Raw genomic sequence first — 21,693 nt, forward strand, 5'->3', positions numbered from 1 at the left:
GCGAAAGCCTTATCGAAATGGTTGAATTCGCACTTCCGAAGAACTCCAAGATATCAGGCGGCAAGACCTGGCCGAAGCCCCCGGGCGCGACCGAATTTCGCGAATTCCGCGTCTATCGCTGGAATCCGGACGACGGCAAGAATCCGAGCGTCGACACCTATTACGTAGATACCCATGATTGCGGTCCGATGGTGCTGGACGGCCTGATCTGGATCAAGAACCACATCGACCCGTCGCTGACCTTCCGCCGCTCCTGCCGCGAAGGCGTCTGCGGTTCCTGCGCCATGAACATCGACGGCCAGAACACGCTGGCGTGCACGCGTTCGATGCACGACGTGAAGGACGGCGCGGTGAAGATCAATCCGCTGCCGCACCAGCCGGTGGTGAAGGATCTCGTTCCTGACCTCAGCAATTTCTACGCGCAGTACGCCTCGATCGAGCCGTGGCTGAAGACGACCTCGCCGACGCCGCAGAAGGAATGGCGCCAGAGCCACGAGGACCGCGAGAAGCTCGACGGCCTCTACGAGTGCATCCTGTGCGCCTGCTGCTCGACCTCCTGCCCGAGCTATTGGTGGAACAGCGACCGCTATCTCGGTCCCGCGGCGCTGCTCCAGGCCAACCGCTGGGTGTCGGATTCGCGCGACGAGGCCACCGGCGAGCGGCTCGACAATCTCGAGGATCCGTTCCGGCTCTACCGCTGCCACACCATCATGAACTGCGCCAAGGCCTGCCCGAAGGGCCTCAACCCGGCGGAAGCCATCGCCGAGCTCAAGCTCAAGATGGTCGAGCGCCAGATCTAGGCGTCATTCGTGCTGCGATCCCGGGCCGAAATGCCCGGGACATTCTGTCGTTGGGGCGATTTTGGGTAAAATTCACCCCAACCCGCGCCGCGGGCGAATCCGCGAGCCACAACCTCCGGTTCCCACCACAAGCCGCTTCCTTCCCGGCGCAAGATTCTAGTAAGCTTCCGGCCGGGGGACCGGAGCGACCGTGCAGGGCGCACAACGCAACTCGCTGAGACTGTTGCAGTGGATGATGGCTGCATCCCTGGCGCTGCCCATTGCGCTGTTCGCGATCGCCTCCACGGTCTCCTATAATTCGACGCTCGACATCGCCGACCGTGAGATCGAGCGCACGCTCGATGTCGCCCATGAACACGCACTCAAGGTGTTCGAGACCATCGATCGCAGCCTTGCCGAGCTCAACGAGGTCGTGCGCGACCTTCCCGACGATGTCATCCGGTCGCGGGAACCGGCGCTGCACCGGCGCCTGAAGCAACTGACCGATGCGCTGCCGCAGCTCAAATCGGCCTGGATCTTCGATGCGGACGGAGTGTCGCTGGTCAACAGCCTGGTGTCACCGCCGCCGGAGCTGAGCTTTGCCGACCGCGACTACTTCTACGCTCATGTCGACCAGAGCATCGGCACCTTCATCGGCGCCTCGCTGACGCCGCGGCCACCCTACCAGGGCGCGCGCTTCTTCGGCGTCAGTCGCCGCCGCAACTCCGACGATGGCAGCTTCACCGGCGTGATCCAGGCGTCCGTGCTGCCGGAATATTTCGAGAGCTTTTACGCGAGGATCGGCACCGATCCCGGCAGCTTCTTCGCGATGGGGCGCACCGACGGCGTGCTGCTGGCGCATTTCCCGCGGCTCGATCGCGAGTTTCGGCTCGATCCGAACGGCGCAGTCGGCCGGAGCATCGCAGCCCATCCCGATCATGGGCTGATGACCATCGCCTGGCCCTCGGACGGGATCGAGCGGCGCATCGGCTACCGGCGCGTCGCCGAATATCCGATCTATGTCAGCGCCGGCCTCGAGACCTCGGCGATCCGCGCACGCTGGCTCGCCACCATGAGCCAGCACCTGGTGTTCGGCGTGCCCGCCACCGCGCTGCTGTTCATCCTGCTGGCCTTCGCCTTCCGGCGCACCCAGCATCTCCAGACCGAGGCTGCCAAGCGGCGCGAGGCCGAAGAGGCGCTCAAGCACAGCCAGCGGCTGGAGGCGCTGGGCCAGCTCACCGGCGGCGTCGCGCACGACTTCAACAACCTCCTGACCGTGATCCGTGCGTCCGTCGATCTCCTGAACCGGCCGCAACTGAGCGACGAGCGGCGGCAGCGCTACATCACGGCGATTGCGGAGGCGGTCGCGCGCGCCGCCAAGCTGACCTCGCAGCTCCTGGCCTTCGCGCGGCGCCAGACCTTGAAGCCCGAAGTGTTCGACATCGGCGATCGCATGCAGTCGCTGCGCGACATGCTCGCCACACTGCTCGGACCGGCAATCGAAATCGTCACGCGGCTGCCGGCCGAGCCCTGCCTCGTCAATGCCGATGCCGGCCAGTTCGAGACGGCCATCATCAACATGGCGACCAACGCGCGCGACGCCATGCAGGGCAAGGGCCGGATCGTCTTCACCGTGCACGCGGCGACGAATGTTCCGGACACGCTCGCGCAGCTCTCGGGCGGCCAGACCTTGAAAAATCCTGGGTTCGTCTGCGTCGCCGTCAGCGATAGCGGCATCGGTATTCCCGCCGCACAATTGGGCCGCATCTTCGAGCCGTTCTTCACCACCAAGCGGGTCGGGCAGGGCACCGGCCTCGGCCTGTCGCAGGTGTTCGGCTTCGCCCGGCAATCCGGCGGCGAGGTAACCGTCGTGAGCGAGGTCGGCCAGGGCAGCACCTTCTTGCTCTATCTGCCGCGCGTGCCGGCGAATCTCTTGCCCCGAAGCCAGGCGCCGACCACCGCACCGGCCGTGGCGGGCAGCGGCATGTCGGTGCTGGTCGTCGAGGACAATATTGAGCTCGGCAATTTCGCCGCCGACGGCCTGACCGAGCTCGGCTACAGCATCACGCTGGTCGACAACGCCACCGACGCGCTCACCGAGCTGGTCGGCGACCCCGATCGCTTCGATGTCGTATTCTCCGACGTCGTCATGCCAGGGATGACCGGCCTCGATCTCGCGCAGGCGATCCGCGATCGCTGCATCAGCGTGCCGATCGTGCTGACCACGGGCTATAGCGAGGCGCTGTCGCAAGGCGGCGTCGCCGGCTTCGATCTCGTGCAAAAGCCCTACTCGATCGAAGAGCTGTCGCGCCTCCTGCACCACGCAGCGCGGCTGAAACGGGTGCGCGACGGCGCCGCGGAGTGACCGGACCCTGCCGCACGCACGAAGCGGCCGAGCAGCTTGCGGTTGCCCTTGCGCAAGCCGGTGGCGAAAAAGGCGGCGTGACCTCTCTCCGTCATCCCGGACAAGCGCAGCGAAGCGGAGCGCAGATCCGGGATCCCCGCGCGAGCGCTTGCGCTCGTCGCGATACCCGCAGGACATAGTTTGGCCAAGACCCGGAGCGGGATTCCCGCGCCACACGGCTCCCTGTGGTTATGGATCCCGGGCTCGCTTCGCGCCCCGGGACGACAGCTGTGATGGAGCGTTGGAGTCCCCGGCAAAACCGGCTATGCATGCGCCGCCTGCAACGAGGATCGCCTGCTTGACGCCCGACAATGCCCTTTCATCTGCGCCGTTCGGCGCGTTTGCGCCGAACGCAGCACAGGCCGCAATCATTCGCCTTGCGCAGGGATCGAGGCTGAAGCGCGGCGCGTTCCGTCCGTGGATGTCGCGGCTGGTCAATTTGCTGCGCGGCGGCCCGATCGACGTGCAATATCAGGGCGCCTCGTTCCGCTTCTATCACCAGGGCAGCGCGACCGAACGCGGTGCGCTGTTCAATCCCGACTACAATCTCGACGAGCTCGACTTCCTGCGCCAGCACACGCAGGCCGGCGGCACGTTCATTGATGTCGGCGCCAATGTCGGCACTTTTGCGCTGGTGATGGCGCGGCAGGTCGGCCCCACCGGCAAGGTGGTGGCGATCGAGCCGCATCCGACGACATTCGGACGGCTCACCTTCAATCACGCCGCATCGAACGCGATGCAGGTGCGCCTGGTGCAGGCCGCCGCGGGCGACAGCGACGGCGAGCTGATGATCGAAAGCGGCGGCGGCAATCTCGGCGCCACGCACGTCGTCACCGGCGCCGCCAGCCGTGATGCGATCAAGGTGCCGTCGCTGCGGCTCACGCGCATTCTGGAGGAGGCCGGCGTCACGCAGGTCGATTCGCTCAAGATCGACGTCGAAGGTTTTGAGGACCGCGTGCTGATCGGCTTCTTCCGCGACGCGCCGCCATCGCTGTGGCCGCGCGCGGTCGTGATCGAGCATCTGTCCCAAAACGAATGGCAGCAAGATTGTATCGCCGACATGGTCGCGCGCGGCTTTGCGATCGCGCGCAAGACACGAAGCAACACGTTCCTGTCACGCTGACGCGCGACCGTCGACGCGTTCCACAAGGCCGCGATGTCCGCCCGGGGGCCGCGACAATGGGGCGCCGGGCCTTCGCCCGCATTATCACGCGAACTATTATGGCGCCTTCGTGCTGGACCCCGACGGCCACAACATCGAGGCGGTCTGTCACGCGCCGGAATAGCGCAGGCCGCAGGGAACATTGGCATGGCATCATCGTTGTCGTTCTCCTGACAACTGGTCTCGATGATGCCGATGCCGATCGAACCGCCCGAGATACCACCATCGACACCCGGCACGCCCACCGAGCCGCCGCCGGGAATTCCGCCGGGCAATCCGCAGCCTGAAATCACGCCGCCGGTGCACGAACCCGGCGAATCACCGCAGCCCGATGAATTGCCCGGGCGGATGCCGGAAGAGATTCCCTCGCGCGGACCGAATGGACCGACCAAACCCAATCCCGCGACGGATGCCAATTCGTCGCAGGATCACATGTGAGGCGAGCGATCATATGTGGGGCGATTGCAAGCTGCGCCTGAATGCGCAATGAACGTTGCTTGTGTGAGATGATTTGCATGCAGAAATAAATCGCGACGCAATGTCTTCGCCCGCCACAATGCAGCCTAACGCGTAGCCGTTCATTCCGACACTTCGTCAAACCGACACCTCGTCAAACCAAGACTCCGTCAAACCAAGACTTCGTCAAAGAACCTTCCGGGGAAGTTGAACCACATGACCAACCTTCGTTTCGTGCTGCTTGCCACGACGGCCCTGACCGCGATGCAATTCGCAAGCTCCGCATCGCATGCGCAAACCGCGCCGCCGCTCGTGGTCGCGCAGGCCCAGCCAGAATTGGGCCCTGACGGAAAACCGAAGCAGCCTCCGAAGGAAGCGCCAAAGGGCCCGCCGCCCGCCGCGCGCCCGGCAGCGCCGCCGCCACCTGCTGCCCCACCTGCTGCGCCAAAGGCGCCGGCCGCACCGCCGCCGGCGGCTGCCCCGCCGCATCCGCCGGCCGCGCCCCCGCCCGCTGCTGCGCCGTCACGCCCGACGCCGCCGCCTCCCCCGGCCGCGCCGCCCGCGACTCGTCAGGCTCCTCCGCCGCCCCCGCCGCCTGCTGCACCCAAGGCACCGACGCCGCCTCCGGCCGCGGCTCCGCAGCAACATGCGCCGACACCTCCTCCGGCCGCGGCCCCGCAGCAGCATGCACCGACACCAACTCCGCCGCCGCCCGCCGCAGCACCGGCGCGTCCGGCTGCCCCGCCTCCGCCTGCTGCGGCCACGCCACCTTCAGCGGGCCCCGCGGCACGGCCTGGGCCGGCGGCAACGCCAGCCCCGACCGCAACGCCCACTCCGTCGCCCGCAGCGCCGGCAGCTCGCCCGGGCACGACACCTGCTGCCCCGACAACCACGCCCACACCGTCCGCGACCCCAGCGCCTGGCACCCCGCCGCCCGGACGCCCCGGCGCTCCCCCGGCTGCAGGGTCACCGGCTCCAGGTGCCACGCCGGCTCCGGGTGGGACCCCGACGACGCCGCCCGGACGTCCGGGCGCTCCGCCGGCTGCAGGAACCCCAGCTCCGGGAACACCGGCTCAAAGAACACCGGCTCCAGGAACACCGGCTCCAGGTGCCGCCCCGACCCCGGCCCCGACGGCAACGCCGGCTCCTGGCGGCGCGGTGACGCAGCCTCCAGGACGTCAGGGTGGAACGCCGCCCGCCGGCGCGCCTGCGGCTGCCGGAACACCTCCTGCAGGCACGCCGCCGGCGGCACCGCAGGCGGGCGTCCCGGCCCGACCCGCGCCGCCCGCCGGCGCCGCGGCGCCGTCTGTCGTCCCTGGTTCGGCGGCCGCCACGCCACCGCCCGACAGGGCGCAGAACGCCCCGCCGACAGTCAGCTCGGCCTTCCGCGCCGCGCCGACGACAACCACGCCGCTGCCGCCACCGCCGCGTCCGCCGCAGCGTGACCTGACGCCGCTTGCAATCGGCGCGGGCGTCGTGGCCGGCGCCGTGATCGGCGCCACCATCGCCGACTACCGCAATCAGCGGCAGGAAGTCGTCGAAGGCGGCCGCACCGTCTACACCGAGCCGGATCGCATCATCATCCGCGACCCCGGCGGGCAGGAATACGTCCGCGGCAACGATCTCTATCGCTTCCGCTATGGCGCCCGCGACATCCGCACCGAGACTGTCGGCGGCGAAACCCGCACCGTCGTGATCCGTCCCGATGGCAGCGAGGTGATCACCGTGGTCGGTCCGGACGGTTCGTTGCTGCGTCGAATTCGCAGGGACCCAGGCGGGCGTGAGCTCGTCATCATCGACAACAGCTACCGCGATCCGCGGTCGGTCGGCGGCTTCTATGTCGACGTGCCGCCGCCGGTCGTCAGCATTCCCTACGATCGCTACATCGTCGACGCCCAGGATGCGACGCCGGACATGATCTACGGCGCCATGGAAGCACCGCCGGTGCAACGGATCGATCGACGCTATTCGCTCGACGAAATCCGCTACAGCCCCAATGTTCGCATGCAGATGCCGAGCGTCGACGTCAACACGATCAATTTCGAGACGGGATCGTGGACCATCCCACCGGACCAGGCTGCGAAGTTGCAAGTCATCGCCGACGGCCTCAATCGGGCGATCCAGCGCAACCCGCGCGAGGTGTTCCTGATCGAGGGCCACACCGACGCGACCGGCAACGACGTCGACAATCTGTCGCTGTCGGATCGCCGCGCGCAATCCGCAGCCGAATTGCTGACCCAGCAGTTCAATGTGCCCGCGGAGAACCTGACGTCGCAGGGCTACGGCAAGCAGTACCTGAAGGAGCAGACCGACGGACCGAGCCAGATCAACCGGCGCGTCACCGTCCGCCGCATCACGCCGCTGCTCAACGGCGGCCAGGCCTCGCTGCCGCCGCCTCCGCCCGGCACCACGCCGCCGCGCTGAGGCGACGCGCATAAATGCAAAATGGCCGGGAGCGATCCCGGCCATTTTTGTTTTGTGCGTCGTCATTGCGAGGAGCGAAGCGACGAAGCAATCCAGACTGTCTCTGCAGAGAGATTCTGGATTGCTTCGCTTCGCTCGCAATGACGAATGAGGCGACAGTCGCGGGTTACGTCAGTCCTTGTCGTTCTCGAGCTTGAAAATCTGCGAGCCTTCGCTGCCCGATAGCAGGCCGGTCTTCGCATAGAGACCGAGCTTGGTCCGCGTATCCGCGATATCGAGGTTGCGCATGGTAAGCTGGCCGATGCGGTCGGCGGGCGTGAAGGCGGCGTCCTCGACCTTCTCCATGCTGAGCCGCTCCGGCGCATAGGTGAGGTTCGGGCTCTCGGTGTTGAGGATCGAATAGTCGTTGCCGCGGCGCAGCTCGAGGGTGACCTCGCCGGTAACGGCGCGCGCGACCCAGCGCTGCGCGGTCTCGCGCAGCATCAGGGCCTGCGAGTCGAACCAGCGGCCCTGATAGAGCAGACGGCCGAGGCGCATGCCGCTGATGCGGTACTGCTCGATCGTGTCCTCGTTGTGGATGCCGGTGACGAGACGCTCATAGGCGATGTGCAAGAGCGCCATGCCGGGCGCCTCGTAGATGCCGCGGCTCTTCGCCTCGATGATTCGATTCTCGATCTGGTCGCTCATGCCGAGGCCGTGACGGCCGCCGATCGCATTGGCTTCGAGGAACAGCGCGACGGGATCGGCAAAAGTCCGGCCGTTCAGCGCGACCGGCTGACCTTCCTCGAAACGCACGACGACCTTCTCGGCCTTGACGTTGCAGTCATCGCGCCAGAACGGCACGCCCATGATCGGGTTGACGATCTTGATGCCGCTGTCGAGGCTTTCGAGATCCTTCGCCTCGTGCGTGGCGCCGAGCAGATTGCTGTCGGTCGAATACGCCTTCTCGGCGCTCATCTTGTAGGCGAAGCCTTGTGCCGTCATGAACGCCGACATTTCGGCGCGGCCACCGAGCTCGTCGATGAACTGCTGGTCGAGCCAGGGCTTGTAGATGCGCAGGCCCGGATTGGTGAGCAGGCCGTAGCGGTAGAAGCGCTCGATGTCGTTGCCCTTGAAGGTCGAGCCGTCGCCCCAGATATTGACGCCGTCCTCCTTCATTGCCGCGACCAGCATCGTGCCGGTCACGGCGCGCCCGAGCGGCGTCGTGTTGAAATAGGTGATGCCGCCGGTCGAGATGTGGAAGGCGCCCGACTGGATCGCGGCGATGCCTTCGTGGACGAGCTGGGTGCGGCAATCGACCAGCACGGCCTTCTCGGCGCCGAACGCCTCCGCCTTGCGCGGGATCTCGTTGTAATCGGCTTCGTCAGGCTGGCCGAGATTGGCGGTATAGGCGTAGCAGCGCGCGCCCTTCTGCTTCATCCAGAGCAGCGCCGCTGACGTGTCGAGGCCGCCCGAAAACGCGATGCCGACTTTCTCACCCTTGGGCAGGCTTTTCAGGATCGTGGTCATGGCGCTTCCAATCGGGTCTTGCGGGGCTGATAGCTTGTGCGGTTTGACCGCGCGAATATCAAATTTCGCTGACCTGAGCACGCATTTAATGGCTCAAATCGACGCTGCGGGACCGGTCTTGCCACCGAACAGGCGCTGGCGGAGCCGGTAGGCGGGCATGTTCAGCCGGGTCAGGGCGGCATCGACCGCCTCGTCCGAAAACCGGGTCCGCGGCCAGCGGTAGATCAGCGCGTAGCCGAACCAGATCACGACGAAGGTGACGAGGCCGGCGGTCGCGACATCGGTGAAGAAGTGCCCGCCAAAGGCCATCCGGAGCCCGCTGGTCGCGGCGCCGAACACTACCGCGCCGGCGTAGGCAAGCGGCCGCCATGGTGGTGGTGCGAGCGCAGCCGGCGCCAGCGTCCAGAACGCGGTCGCACCCTCGCCCGAGAAGAACGAGCAATTGCGCGCACAATCGCCGCGCGGATCCCACCACGCCACGAACTGCTGGTCGCCGCCAAACTCCGTCACCACCACCGGCCGCGGCCGGCCCCAATAGGACTTGAAGGTGAGGTTGGTGAGAATGCCGGCCGACAGGATGATCGTGGCCAGCAGGAACACGATCGCGCGCCCCGACACCATCAAGGGACGATCGGGCCGGATCATCTTGACCACGAGTGCGACCAGCGAAGGCAGCACCAAGGCCCAGGAGATCCACATCGCAGCGTCTCGCGCGATGCCGGCCCAGACGTTCAGCTTGAGCGGAAAGGTTTTTGTCCCGGGATCGAAGAACAGCGCGGCGAGCTTGAGATCGAGCTCGGGATAGAGGCCGAAGATAACCCCGATCACGAGCCACAGCGCCAGGGCGATGAAGAGTCCAGTCCGGTTCATGGCGCGCGGTTTAGCGGAGTGGAACGGGGATGAAAACCCCGGAATGACGGCACGAATTACTGTGCATCCGGCCTTGAATTCAATGGCAGCGGTGGAGGCGGCTGGCGCGGGGGCAACGGCTGGCGCCAGGCGCCGGCGTTGCGGCCGGCGATCAGCCAATAGACCACGCCGGCGACGATGCCTGCGCCGGTCATGATCTCCAGATGGCGCCGCACGATGCCCTCGAACTGCAACGTGTCGGAGTGGAAGGGAACGAGGCCGAGATAGCAGGCGAGCCCGACCAAGCCGCCGCCGACGGCATAGGCAAGCGCACTGCGGATGTAGAGCGCTTCGGTGATCGCGACGATCACAGCCGCCGGCACCAGCGCAAAGCCGGAGACGAAGATGAAGCCGAAGCCGAGCATAATGTCGATCGTGCCCTGATCGACGGGACCGGCGCCGAGATCGGAGAATTCCGGAAACAGCAGCGCAACGACGACGATCATGCCGCCGACGAAACAGGCGGCGAGGAAACCGATGAAGATGACGATGAGGCGACCGATCAGGGACATGACACTGCCCTCTCCGTCATTGCGAGCGAAGCGCAGCAATCCAGTCTGCCCCCGCGGAAAGACTCTGGATTGCTTCGCTGCGCTCGCAATGACGAGGATGCGAGAGCGCGGCCGCGCATCATCAATCCGTCATCGCCATGGCGCGCAGCGCCTGGCGCTCGCGCGCGCTGAGCTTTTCCGTCTCCGACTTGAGCTGGCCGCAGGCGGCGAGGATGTCGCGGCCACGCGGGGTGCGCACCGGCGAGGAATAGCCGGCGTTGAAGATGTATTCGGAGAATTTTTCGATCTGGTCCCAGTCCGAGCATTCGTAGGCCGTGCCGGGCCAGGGATTGAACGGGATCAGGTTGATCTTGGCGTGGACGCCCTTGAGCAGCTTGACCAGCAGCTTTGCATCGTCGAGCGAATCGTTGACGCCCTTAAGCATCACATATTCGAAGGTGATGCGGCGTGCATTGGAGGCGCCGGGATAATCGCGGCAGGCCTGCAGCAGCTCCTTGATCGGGTATTTGCGGTTGAGCGGCACCAGCTCGTTGCGCAGCTCATCGCGCACCGCATGCAGCGAGATCGCGAGCATGACGCCGATCTCCTCGCCGGCGCGCACGATGTTCGGCACCACGCCCGACGTCGACAACGTGATGCGGCGGCGGGAGATGCCGATGCCTTCATTGTCGCCGACGATCAGCAGCGCATCGCGCACCGCATCGAAATTGTAGAGCGGCTCGCCCATGCCCATCATCACGACGTTGGTGACGCGGCGCGTGCCGTCCTCGCGATCGGCCCAATCATTGAGGCGATCGCGCGCCACCATGATCTGGCCAACGATCTCGCCGGCGGTGAGATTGCGCACCAGGCGCTGCGTGCCGGTGTGGCAGAACGAGCAATTCAAGGTGCAGCCGACCTGTGACGAGACGCAGAGCGTGCCGCGATCGGTCTCGGGGATATAGACGCACTCGACTTCATGCGCCTTCTCGACATTGTCGCCGCTCGGCAGCCGCAGCAGCCATTTGCGGGTGCCGTCGTTGGAGATCTGCTCGGCCACGACCTCGGGCCGATCGACCGTGAAATGCTCTGCGAGCTCGGCGCGAATGCCCTTCGAGATCGAGGTCATGTCGTCGAAACTCTGGGCGCCGCGGAAATACAGCCAGTGCCACAGCTGCTGCACGCGCATCTTGCGCTGCGCGGGCGCGACGCCGATGTCGCCGAGGCGATCGGCAAGCTCGGTGCGCGACAGACCGATCAGCGATGGCTTCGCCGGGGGCACATAGGTTTCGAGTGGAGTCTTCTCCACCAGGATTGCGTCGCGCGGCTCGGTCGTCGGTTGCATTGGATGGACCTAATGGCTTGTCGTTCCGGGGCGATGCAAAGCGTCGAACCCGGAACCTCGAGATTCCGGGTCTGGTCCTTCGGACCATCCCGGAATGACGGAGAAACTTGGAACCGGCCCTATATAGCAACCGGAACGGCCGATTGCGACCTTCTCGCCCGCAGCCCTAACGCCTGCAATCTTATCGTCGGCAGTCTTATCGTCGACAGTCTTGCGAAATCCGGTCGAGCGCCTGGGCGAGGCCCTTCAGCGAGAAGGTGTCGGTCGTCTCCGTCCCCTTGGCCGAGACGCCCTTGACCACGAGATCGGCGGATTTGCGCATGGCCTCGACCATCCGCTCCTCCTCGGCCGCATTCTTGATCCAGAGGCCGTCGCCCTGCGTATACATGGCGAACGCGGCGCCCCCGACCTCGACCGAGGATTCCGAGCCCGGCTTCAGCGCATAGCCGATCATGACCGAGACTTCGTTGTTCACCTTCTCGGCCGGGCGGGTCGAGACGAAGGCATAGGCGGGATCGCGTGGCCGGTTCGGCGGATTGGTCTTCGACGACGACGGCTTTGCCAGCGCAAAGCAGACCTTCTTGCCGTTGGGCGTCGCTGAATAGGCGCCCCAGGTGCCGAACTGGCCGATCAGGGTCGGCTCTGCGCCGCCCGCAACCGCCGCGGCAGGACCAACCGGCTTGCCCTCGGGCTTGGCTGCCGTCTTGGCGGCGGCAGCGGCCGGCTTTGCCGCAGCCTTCGGCGCCGGTTGCGGCGTCTGCGCCCGCGCGGAACCGGTGATTCCACAGGCTGTCACGCCAGTCATCAAAGCTAAAATCAGCACCCGCCACATGCTGGAGTGGTTCCCTCAATATTGTGACTGGAAGATGGCCCGGCCGTGCTTTGTCCCCGTCGCAGGGATAGCCGGAAAAGTTCAATTTGGGAAGGCAGTTAGCGGGTCAGCCTTTGGACCGCGCGGCACGTTGCTCGGCCCATTGTGCATCGGTCCAGCGCAACAAATCTTCGGCGCCGGAACTGCGCAAATGCGCCCCACCGTCGATTACCACCATCTCACCGTTGATGTAGCCGGCACGGTCCGAGACCAGGAAGCTGGCGAGGTCGGCGAGCTCGCTGTGCTCGCCCGTGCGCCCCATCGGATTTCGCGCGGTCCAGCCCTCGTCGCGGCCCTCGGGGCGAAGCTGGCCCGATGCACCGGCGGTCGGGAACGGTCCGGGCGCGATCGCGACGGTGCGGATGCCCTTCGGGCCCCACTCGACCGCGAGGCTTTTGGTCATCGCCAGCACCGCTGACTTCGCCATCGCCGAGGGAACAGTGAAGGCCCGGCCGGTGATGGTCGAGGTCGAGAGGATCGAGAGCACGACGCCGTTGTGCCTGCCGTCGATCCAGCGCTTGCCGGCGGCGAGCGTGCAGTACATCGCGCCATGCAGGGTCGGCGCCAGGACCGCGTCCGCTGCGCGGAATGACAGATGCTCGCTCTGCGCGATGAAGGTCGCGGCCGCATTGTTGACCAGGATGTCGAGCGGTGCCTCGCGCCAGATCGCATCCATCATCTCGTCGACGGCGACACCATCGCGAACATCGCACGCGATCGTCGTGACCTTGCCGCTGCTCTGCGCGCGCATCTCGCTCGCGGTTGCCTCCAGCCGGTCGAGCTTGCGACCGCAGATCACGAGCTCGGCGCCGAGCGCGAGGAAGCGGCGTCCCATCGCGGCACCAAGGCCCGAGCCGCCGCCGGTGACGAGAATGCGCTTGCCCCTGAGCAGACCTGTTTCAAACATCGTTTGAATCCTCCCTTTTGTTCTTGCTTCGTCATTGCGAACGCAGCGAAGCAATCCAGACTATTTCCGCGGTACGGTTTCTGGATTGCTTCGCTCCGCTCGCAATGACGTGAGGATAGGCCTGCGCATCGCTTTGGGCAAAGAAACTGGATTGTCGGGCCGTGCTAAATCCGGCAGAAACGGGCCAACTATAATTCGCTGAAACGCCAAGTTCTCTCAAGAAGGTGCCGCCATGAAAGCCATCCTCTGCTCGCAATATTGCCAGCCCGACGATCTCGTGCTTGCCGATGTGCCGGATCCGGTGGCTGGTCCCGGCGAAGCCGTGATCGCGATCAAGGCAGCAGCGCTGAACTTCTTCGACATCCTGATGATTCAGGGCAAGTACCAGATCAAGCCGCCGTTTCCGTTCTCGCCGGCTGCTGAAGTCTCGGGCGTGATCGAGAGCATCGGCCCCGGTGTCACCGACCTCAAGGTCGGCGATCGCGTGGTCGCCTCCTGCGGCCATAACGGCGCGCGCGAAAAGATCGCGTTGCCGGCGGCAACGATCGTGAAGATTCCCGACAATCTCGACCATGACCGTGCGGCCGGCATCATCATCATCTACGGCACCGCGCTGCATGCATTGGAAGATCGCGCCAGCCCGAAGCCGGGCGAGACGCTCGCGGTGCTTGGTGCTGCCGGCGGCACGGGCCTCGCTGCCTGCGAGCTCGGCAAGTTGATGGGCCTGAAGGTGATCGCCTGCGCCTCGTCGGACGAGAAGCTCGAATTCGCCAAAGCACATGGCGCCGAGCTCACGCTCAACTACGGCAAGGAAGATCTGAAGGAAGGCTTGCGAAAACTCACCGGCGGCAAGGGCGTCGACATCATCTTCGATCCGGTTGGTGGTGCGTATGCCGAGCAGGCACTGCGCTCGATTGCCTGGGAAGGCCGCTTCCTCGTGATCGGCTTTGCCGCCGGCGACATTCCGAAGATGCCGCTGAACCTCGCGCTGCTGAAGGGCTGCGACATCCGCGGCGTGTTCTGGGGCGCCTGGACCCGGCAGAATCCGGAGAAGAACCGCGCCAATCTCGAGAAGCTCGTGAAGTGGACGGCGGAAGGAAAGATCTCCTCCCACGTCGACCGCACCTTCCCGCTGGCGCAGACCGCCGACGCATTGAAGGTGCTTGCGGGTCGTCAGGCCATGGGCAAGGTGATCTTGCATCCGTGAGAATGCGGGTGGAGGCGTGTGTCACCGCACACGCCCGCTGTCATCGCCCGGCTCGACCGGGCGATCCAGTACTCCGAGACGCCGGTAATTGAATCGAGAGGCCGCGGCGTACCGGATTCCCCGCCTTTGCGGGGAATGACAGCGAGTGCGGGACAGACAGCATGCCCACCGTTGTCCGTAAAATCCCTCTCAACCATTCCCGCTAAAATTGCGGTGCATTTCGCCGCCTCGCCGTAATGAAACCCGAATATTTCCCGATTCGCCCCAATCGCCGTCGCTTTTTGGGCTGATTCAAATTGCGATTTACCGGTTCCAGTTTGCAGGGCGCTCCTGGACAACAAACAAGAAAACTGAAACCGGCAATGCCCCGCGTTGTGTCAGTATTGGGGAGCATCACCATGGAGACGACGGCCTTCCGTCAGTCCAGGGGGTCGAGGTCGCTCGACTCCGATCAAGTCGCATCACATCCGCCTACCGCGTCCTATATCCGTGCACGCGCCGCACGGGCCGAACTTTCTCCGGACGATCCGATTCCACTCTTCCTGTCCGATCCGCTCAGCCCGCCGGATCCGCGCGAATTCGCGCCACGCGAGTTGCGCACCGGCGTCAGGATCGTCCCGCGCATTCTCGCCTCCATCCTGGCGGCGGCGGCCATCGCGGTTCCGGTCGCGCTGTTTCAGTCCGACCTCAACCGGCTGCTCTCCATCAACACCAAGTCGTGGATGGGCGCGGCCGCGGACGAGGCCGCAGCTTCCGCCAATCCGCCCGCCGCACGGCAGAGTCCTGTCAAGGATGCCGCGCGTGTGACCAACACGATGCTGGCGAGTGCTGACGCACTGGACATGTCCGCGCCAACGGCGCCGAGCCGCGAGGCGATCGCAACCGCCTACCAGACCGCGCTACAGGCTCAGCCACCTGCGCCTGTACCGGCATCTGTCACCGAACAGCCCGCGTCACCTCCGCCGGCCAAGACCCTCGACGCCGACACGCTGGCCGGGTTGATGGCGCGCGCCGGGAGCCTAATGACCGTCGGCGACATCGCCGCGGCGCGGCTGTTGCTCGAGCGCGCGGCGAATGCGCAGGATGCGACGGCTGCGTTCCTGCTGGCGCAGACCTATGATCCAATCGTACTGGGCACCAAGGACACGCGGAGCATCACCGCCGACGCCGCCGCGGCGCGCGACTGGTACCAGAGGGCCGCAGCCCTCGGATCGGCGGACGCGCAGCAGCGCCTCGCTCTTCTCTCGAACTAGAACGCTTCAGGGGACATCATGCGTAACGCTTTGAAAATGGCGCTTGCCGCCATCATGACGATCTGTGCCTACACCGCACGCGCAGAGCAGACCGAATATGATCCGGCCAAGGTCTCGGACAGCCTGAAGGCCATCTTCCAGTTCGGCTCGACCTCGACCAAACAGGCGCTCAACGCCAACACCGTCACGCTGATTACCGGCACGATCGGCGGCACCTATGTGCAGTTCGGCGCCGACCTCGCCTCGGTGCTCGACGACGGCAACAAGATCCGGGTGCTGCCGATCGTCGGCCGTGGCTCGGTGCAGAGCGTCGCCGACATCCTGTTTTTGCAGGGCGTCGATCTCGGAATCGTGCGAGCCGATACGCTCGACTATCTCGAACGCAAAGGCTTCGCCAAGGACATCAAGCGGCAGTTCACCTATGTGACGAAACTCTACAACGAGGAGATGCAGGTGATCGCGCCGAGATCGATCGCGACGCTGAAAGACCTCGAAGGCAAGACGGTGAGCGTCGACCTGCCGAATGGCGGCACCTTTGTTACCGCGCTTACCGTGTTCGAGCGGCTCGGGATCAGGGCCAAGTTCGTCTATGTCGAGCAGCGCATCGCGATGGAAAAGCTGAAAGCCGGCGAGATCGATGCAGTGATCGTGGTCGGCGGCAAGCCGTACAAATCGGTCTCGACCTTCGGCAATGACGGCCGCTTTCACCTTGCGAAAGTCGACTACGCAAAGCCGCTCCAGAACGACTATCTGCCGACGACGCTGACCGCCAAGGACTACCCCAACCTGATCAAGGACGGCGAGAGCGTGGACACCATCGCGGTGCCCGCCGTGCTCGCGGCCTATAATTGGGCGCCCAACACCGAGCGCTATCGCAAGCTCGCGCTGTTCGTGGACGCGTTCTTCACCAAATTCCCCGCGCTTCAGAACCCGCCGTTCCATCCCAAATGGAAGGAGGTTTCGCTCGCGGCACCTCTGTCCGGCTGGAACAGGTTGCCGGTGGCGCAGCAATGGCTCGACCGGCACGGCGTCGAACCGGTGACACAGCAACGCTTCGAGGCATTCCTGAAGCAGGCCCCCGCAGCCGCGAAAGTGTCCGACGCAGACAGGGACACGCTGTTCAGGCAATTCCAGGCGTGGGATGCGGAGAAGGCGCGCGCGGAAAAGAAGTAGCGAGCAGCTACACACTCGCCGTCATCGCCCGCCTTGTGCGCAATTGCGCACTGGGGCTGGCGATCCAGTACTCCGAGACGCCGGAGATTGAATCGAGAGGCCGCGGCGTACTGGATTCCCCGCCTTCGCGAGGGATGACGGCAGTGGGTGTGGCGACGACGTGCCGCCAATAGCGTCTGCTACGCCGCTTCCGCCTCATCCACCCCGCGCTTCAGCGCAGCGCGCGCCGCGTCGCGGTGCTCCGACGTGATATGGCTGGCGACCATGCGAATGGCGGTGGCGAGCACGGCGGCGTCATCGGTGAAGCCGAGCACCGGCATCACGTCGGGAATGAAGTCGAACGGCAAGATGAAATAGGCGATCGCGCCCAGCAGCGACGCCTGGACATGGCGCGGCGTCTGCCGGTCGAACGCGCAGTAATAGGCGGCGAGCAGATCTTCGGCGAACGGTAGATGCGCGACGACGCGCTTCAGCTTGCGCCAGAAGCGGCGGCGCACGCTTTCACGATCTTCCGCGAGCCGATCGGCCGGCTCGAAGCCGACGCTGTGCTCGGCAGCCATGTTCGACAAACTCCCGTTCAGCCGGACGCGGCGGATGGCCGCATCCCGTGTCGATCACAAGATGGGGACGCGGCCCGCCCCTGCAAGACGTCAGCCCTGCGTCAGCTTGGCGATCGCATTCATGGCCGTGGCGAGCGTGATGTCGAGCTTGGTGACGCCACCGGCGTCGTGGGTCGACAGCACCACCTCGACCGTCTTGTAGACGTTGCGCCATTCGGGGTGGTGATCCATCTTCTCGGCGACCAGCGCCGCGCGGGTCATGAAGCCGAAAGCCTCGTTGAAATCCTTGAAGACAAAGGTCTTCCCGATCCCCTTGCCGTCCTGGACCTCCGCCCAGCCCGGGATACCGCCCAGCGCCTGCCTGCGTGCGTCCGCCGATAGCCGTTCTGCCATGATCGCCTCCGTTTTCAGGGGAACTTTACCCTAACACCGTGCCTACGGCCGGGGTTCATACGGGGTTTGGCCGATCCGCTAACCATGACGGAGATGTAACCCCGCCGGACAAGAAATTTGCTACAGTTGCGGGCGTAAATCGCCGGCCAAGATGAAACTGAGCCTGAAGCGCCTGTTTGGGAGATCGATGACCGGGGACGCCAACCTGGCCGAAACGTCCTCTCCGCCTTCGCCGCGATCCGCGGCGCGGAAGACGGCACTCGTGTCTCTGGCGCTGGTGCTCGCAATCGTCGGCGCACTGGCCGGCGGCTACTATTTCGCGATGCGACCGGTGACCTTGAAGATCGCGGTCGGTCCCGCCAACAGCGACGACGTCAAGGTGGTGCAGACACTGACGCAGGCCTTTGCGCAGAGCAAAGGCTTTGTGCGGTTGCGCCCGATCCAGACTGACGGCGCCACCGCCAGCGCGGATCTGCTCGCGGAGGGCAAGGCCGATCTCGCCATCGTGCGCGGCGATCTCAATGTCCCCAAGAACGCCCAAGCCGTCGCGACGCTGCGCAAGAACGTCGCGGTGCTGTGGTCCGTGCCCGGCAAGGGCAAGAAGAAGGGCGCGAAAATCACCAAGATCGCGCAGCTCGCCGGCCATCGTGTCGGCGTGGTCGGCCGCACGCAGGCCAACGTCAATCTGCTCAAGGTGATCCTGCAGCAATACGGCGTCGATCCCGCCAAGGTCGAGATCGTGCAATTCCCGGCCAATGAAGCTGCCGAGGCGATCAAGTCACAGAAGGCCGACGTCTACCTCGCGGCGGGCCCCGTCAACAGCAAGATCACGGCGGATGCGATTGCCGCATCGGCCAAGGATGGCGGCACGCTGACCTTCCTCGCAATCGATTCGGCGGACGCGATCGCGCAGAATCATCCGGTCTATGAAGCGTCGGAGATTCCTGCGGGTACCTATGGTGGTTCGCCCGATCGTCCGGACGACGAGGTCAAGACCATCAGCTTCTCGCACCACATCGTGGCGCGCAAAGGCCTGTCCGAGACCACCGTCGCGGCCTTCACCCGGCAGCTCTTCGCGGTACGCCAGCAATTGCTGACCGAATTCCCGCAGGCCGCGAAGATCGAGACGCCCGATACCGACAAGGACGCGGTGATCCCCGTGCATCCGGGCGCGGCCGCTTTCGTCGACGGCGAGGAGAAAACCTTCCTCGACAAGTACAGCGATTACATCTGGTGGAGCCTGATGGCGCTTTCCGCCATGGGCTCGCTCGGTGCGTGGTTCGCGGGCTATCTGAGGAAGGACGAGCGCGACAACAACAGCCATCTGCGCGAACGGCTGCTCGACATGCTCGCCGCCGCCCGCAAGAGCGAGACCGCCGAAGACCTCGACCAGATGCAGGCCGAGGCCGACGAGATCCTGCGCGACACGCTGCGCTGCTACGACCACGGCGCGATCGAGCAAGGCGCGCTGACCGCCTTCAACATCGTGCTCGACCAGTTCCACACTGCGGTTGCCGACCGCAAGGCCGTGCTGTCCAGCATGCCGCAGAACCTGCAACGCGCCGGCACGCAATTCCGGGCCGCCGGCAACGCATAAACGCTTGCGCGCGTAATCGCCGCGTCACATTGTCTCAATATAGCTTCCGCTGTCATTCCGGGGCGCGCAGAGCGCTAACCCGGAATGACGGCGCGAGATGCGCGCGAGACTGCTAGCCAGCGAGCGATCCATGAAGATCAAATTTTCCCGCCGTCGTTTCCTCAGCACCAGCGCCGGTGCGCTTGGCGCGATCGCGATGCCGCATCTGTCGCGCGCGGCCGACCGGCCGGCGGTGACCCATGGCGTGCAGTCCGGCGACGTCACAGTCGACGGCGGCGTGGTCTGGGCGCGGACCGACCGGCCCGCGAAGATGCTGGTCGAGGTGGCAACCACGGAGTCCTTCAAGGACGCCCGCGCGCTGCCGCCGATCGCGGCGCTGCCCGAGAGCGACTTCACCGCAAAGATGCTGGTGGACAATCTTCCTGCCAGCCAGGACATCTTCTACCGCGTCCGCTTCCGCGATCTCTCCCACACCGCGATCGAAGGCGAGCCCGTGGTCGGCCGCTTCCGCACGGCGCCCGCCGACCGCCGCGACGTCAGCTTTGTCTGGGGCGGCGACGTCGCCGGCCAGGGCTGGGGCATCAATCCCGACGACGGCGGCATGGTCACTTTCGCGGCCATGCGAAAACACCGGCCGGATTTCCTGCTGCATTCCGGCGACACCATCTACGCCGACGGCGTGATCCCCTCCGAGGTCAAGCTTGCCGACGGCAAGATCTGGAAGAACGTCACGATTCCCGAGAAGGCCAAGGTCGCCGAGACGCTGGACGAGTACCGCGCCGCGCACAAATACAATTTCACCGACGACAATGTCCGCGCCTTCAATGCCGAGGTGCCGATCTTCGTGCAGTGGGACGATCACGAGGTGACCAACAACTGGTCGCTGTCGAAGGATCTGCCGGCGACCTACAAGGTGCGCGACATCTCGCTGCTCGCGGCGCGCGCGGGCCGCGCCTTCCACGAGATGTATCCGATGCGCGAGAGCATCAACGAGCCGGGCCGGGTCTATCGCCAGATCTCCTACGGCCCGCATCTCGACGTGTTCGTGCTCGACGAGCGCAGCTATCGCGGCCCGAACGGCGCCAACCTCGAGTCGGACTACGGCCCGGCCAGCTATTTCCTAGGGCCCGAGCAGATGGCGTGGCTGAAGCGTGGCCTGCTCAATTCGCGCGCGACATGGAAGGTGATTGCCTCCGACATGCCGCTCAGCCTGATCGTCTATGACGATGCGACCAACAAGAAGGGCTCCGAGGCATTCGCGCAGGGCGACGGTCCGGCCCGCGGCCGCGAGCTCGAGATCGCCGACATCCTGCGCTTCATCAAGATGGCACCGATCAAGAACACGGTGTGGCTGACCGCGGACGTGCACTACGCCGCGGCGCATTATTACGATCCCAACAAGGCCCAGTTCCAGGATTTCGAGCCGTTCTGGGAATTCGTCTCGGGTCCGCTGCATGCCGGCACGTTCGGTCCGAACGAGCTCGACAACACCTTCGGCCCCGAGGTGCGCTTCATCAAGGCGCCCGGCCTCGACAAGCAGAACCTGCCGCCGTCCGCCGGCATGCAGTTCTTCGGTCACGTCAAGATCGACGGTGCCTCGGGCCAGATGATTGTGACGTTGCGCGACCGCGCCGACGTCGCGCTGTGGTCGACCACGCTCGATCCGAAGCAGGCCTGAGGCTACCGCGCCGTCACGCGTCGCGCGCCTGCAACGCCGCTTCCAGCGCATCGCTGGAGCACGGCTTTTGCAGCCGCGGACGCGCGGCAAATTGCGCAGGGATGCCGGTCTCCGCGCCGTAGCCGGTGACGAAGACGAAAGGGATTTCCAGGGCGGCGAGCCGCTCGGCGATTGCAAAGCTCTTCTCGCGGATCAGCTCGACATCGAGCAGCGCGAAGTCGGGCGCGCGTGCCGTGATCTCCTGCAGCGCCTGCGCCACCGACGCCACGGTGCGCACGCTCGTCACACCAAAGCCGAGCAGTCGATCCTCGAAATCGATGGCGATGATCGGATCGTCCTCGACGATGAGAACATCGGCAGGAACGTCGGCCGAACGGTCCGGGGAAGCAGGTATCATGATCCTGGCTGCTATCGAGGGCTGCATGTTTTTCACCAATCTGGACGGCCTCATCCCGACGCCTGCGCCCAAGCCCACATCGGAGGGTTCCCGGAACGAAACTCACCACAGAACAGTTTTGATGTCTGTCCACATGTGCACACAAGCCGTGAACCGAGCCCGCTAATGTGGAGAGGAG

Annotated in this window: 19 protein-coding genes and 1 pseudogene; 11 read left to right on the top strand and 9 right to left on the bottom strand. The window is 65.3% G+C overall.

Features of this window, described 5'->3' with window-relative positions:
• Window positions 1–17: 17 nt before the first annotated feature.
• From ABID58_RS00550 to ABID58_RS00570, 6 genes and pseudogenes are all read left to right on the top strand, one after another.
• Window positions 18–800: a succinate dehydrogenase iron-sulfur subunit gene (locus ABID58_RS00550; protein ID WP_354031156.1), complete on the top strand. Its 783-nt coding sequence runs from the start codon at window positions 18–20 to the stop codon at window positions 798–800.
• 190 nt (window positions 801–990) lie between these two features.
• A complete protein-coding gene (locus ABID58_RS00555) occupies window positions 991–3,144 on the top strand; it encodes a hybrid sensor histidine kinase/response regulator family protein (protein ID WP_354031157.1) in 2,154 nt (717 codons plus the stop codon).
• 337 nt (window positions 3,145–3,481) lie between these two features.
• Window positions 3,482–4,306, top strand: a complete 825-nt coding sequence (locus tag ABID58_RS00560) for an FkbM family methyltransferase (RefSeq protein WP_187435434.1) — start codon at window positions 3,482–3,484, stop codon at window positions 4,304–4,306.
• Window positions 4,307–4,469: pseudogene (locus tag ABID58_RS37360) on the top strand (VOC family protein); the annotation flags it as partial.
• A 71-nt stretch (window positions 4,470–4,540) separates the two neighbouring features.
• Window positions 4,541–4,783, top strand: a complete 243-nt coding sequence (locus ABID58_RS00565; RefSeq protein ID WP_187435433.1) for a hypothetical protein — start codon at window positions 4,541–4,543, stop codon at window positions 4,781–4,783.
• Window positions 4,784–5,017: 234 nt separating this feature from the next.
• Window positions 5,018–7,225, top strand: coding sequence for an OmpA family protein (locus tag ABID58_RS00570; RefSeq protein WP_354031158.1), 2,208 nt, complete (start codon window positions 5,018–5,020; stop codon window positions 7,223–7,225).
• 171 nt (window positions 7,226–7,396) lie between these two features.
• Here the strand turns inward: ABID58_RS00570 and argG are convergent, their stop codons facing one another.
• From argG to ABID58_RS00600, 6 genes are all read right to left on the bottom strand, one after another.
• Window positions 7,397–8,734, bottom strand: coding sequence for an argininosuccinate synthase (argG, locus tag ABID58_RS00575; RefSeq protein ID WP_354031159.1), 1,338 nt, complete (start codon window positions 8,732–8,734; stop codon window positions 7,397–7,399).
• A 93-nt stretch (window positions 8,735–8,827) separates the two neighbouring features.
• A complete protein-coding gene (locus ABID58_RS00580; protein WP_354031160.1) occupies window positions 8,828–9,604 on the bottom strand; it encodes a phosphatase PAP2 family protein in 777 nt (258 codons plus the stop codon).
• A gap of 56 nt (window positions 9,605–9,660) precedes the next feature.
• The gene (locus ABID58_RS00585; protein ID WP_148756236.1) at window positions 9,661–10,155 is read right to left on the bottom strand and encodes a hypothetical protein; all 495 of its coding nucleotides are present in this window, start codon (window positions 10,153–10,155) and stop codon (window positions 9,661–9,663) included.
• 121 nt (window positions 10,156–10,276) lie between these two features.
• Complete coding sequence (gene rlmN / locus ABID58_RS00590) at window positions 10,277–11,479, bottom strand: dual-specificity RNA methyltransferase RlmN (RefSeq protein WP_354031161.1); 1,203 nt, start codon at window positions 11,477–11,479, stop codon at window positions 10,277–10,279.
• A 196-nt stretch (window positions 11,480–11,675) separates the two neighbouring features.
• Window positions 11,676–12,311: an invasion associated locus B family protein gene (locus ABID58_RS00595; RefSeq protein WP_148756238.1), complete on the bottom strand. Its 636-nt coding sequence runs from the start codon at window positions 12,309–12,311 to the stop codon at window positions 11,676–11,678.
• Window positions 12,312–12,417: 106 nt separating this feature from the next.
• Window positions 12,418–13,257: an SDR family oxidoreductase gene (locus ABID58_RS00600; RefSeq protein ID WP_354031162.1), complete on the bottom strand. Its 840-nt coding sequence runs from the start codon at window positions 13,255–13,257 to the stop codon at window positions 12,418–12,420.
• 232 nt (window positions 13,258–13,489) lie between these two features.
• Here ABID58_RS00600 and ABID58_RS00605 point away from each other — a divergent pair, with 232 nt between their 5' ends.
• The 3 genes from ABID58_RS00605 to ABID58_RS00615 all read left to right on the top strand — a co-directional run bounded on the left by ABID58_RS00605 (window position 13,490) and on the right by ABID58_RS00615 (window position 16,890).
• A complete protein-coding gene (locus ABID58_RS00605) occupies window positions 13,490–14,464 on the top strand; it encodes an NADPH:quinone oxidoreductase family protein (protein ID WP_148756240.1) in 975 nt (324 codons plus the stop codon).
• Between the two features lie 398 nt (window positions 14,465–14,862).
• On the top strand, window positions 14,863–15,717 hold the full coding sequence (locus ABID58_RS00610) for an SEL1-like repeat protein (protein ID WP_354031163.1): 855 nt from the start codon (window positions 14,863–14,865) through the stop codon (window positions 15,715–15,717).
• A gap of 18 nt (window positions 15,718–15,735) precedes the next feature.
• Complete coding sequence (locus ABID58_RS00615) at window positions 15,736–16,890, top strand: TAXI family TRAP transporter solute-binding subunit (RefSeq protein WP_354031164.1); 1,155 nt, start codon at window positions 15,736–15,738, stop codon at window positions 16,888–16,890.
• A gap of 179 nt (window positions 16,891–17,069) precedes the next feature.
• Here ABID58_RS00615 and ABID58_RS00620 read toward each other — a convergent pair whose 3' ends face one another.
• Both ABID58_RS00620 and ABID58_RS00625 read right to left on the bottom strand, forming a co-directional pair.
• Complete coding sequence (locus ABID58_RS00620; protein WP_148756242.1) at window positions 17,070–17,450, bottom strand: YkvA family protein; 381 nt, start codon at window positions 17,448–17,450, stop codon at window positions 17,070–17,072.
• Between the two features lie 90 nt (window positions 17,451–17,540).
• Entirely contained in the window at window positions 17,541–17,843 is a 303-nt protein-coding gene (locus tag ABID58_RS00625) for a 4a-hydroxytetrahydrobiopterin dehydratase (protein WP_148756243.1), read from the bottom strand.
• 151 nt (window positions 17,844–17,994) lie between these two features.
• Here ABID58_RS00625 and ABID58_RS00630 point away from each other — a divergent pair, with 151 nt between their 5' ends.
• The gene (locus ABID58_RS00630; protein ID WP_354031165.1) at window positions 17,995–19,440 is read left to right on the top strand and encodes a TAXI family TRAP transporter solute-binding subunit; all 1,446 of its coding nucleotides are present in this window, start codon (window positions 17,995–17,997) and stop codon (window positions 19,438–19,440) included.
• 130 nt (window positions 19,441–19,570) lie between these two features.
• Window positions 19,571–21,118: an alkaline phosphatase D family protein gene (locus ABID58_RS00635; RefSeq protein WP_354031166.1), complete on the top strand. Its 1,548-nt coding sequence runs from the start codon at window positions 19,571–19,573 to the stop codon at window positions 21,116–21,118.
• 13 nt (window positions 21,119–21,131) lie between these two features.
• Here ABID58_RS00635 and ABID58_RS00640 read toward each other — a convergent pair whose 3' ends face one another.
• The gene (locus ABID58_RS00640; protein ID WP_354031167.1) at window positions 21,132–21,515 is read right to left on the bottom strand and encodes a response regulator; all 384 of its coding nucleotides are present in this window, start codon (window positions 21,513–21,515) and stop codon (window positions 21,132–21,134) included.
• Window positions 21,516–21,693: the final 178 nt, after the last annotated feature.

It is taken from the genome of Bradyrhizobium sp. S3.2.6, from assembly GCF_040546885.1.
GTDB lineage: Bacteria > Pseudomonadota > Alphaproteobacteria > Rhizobiales > Xanthobacteraceae > Bradyrhizobium > Bradyrhizobium cytisi.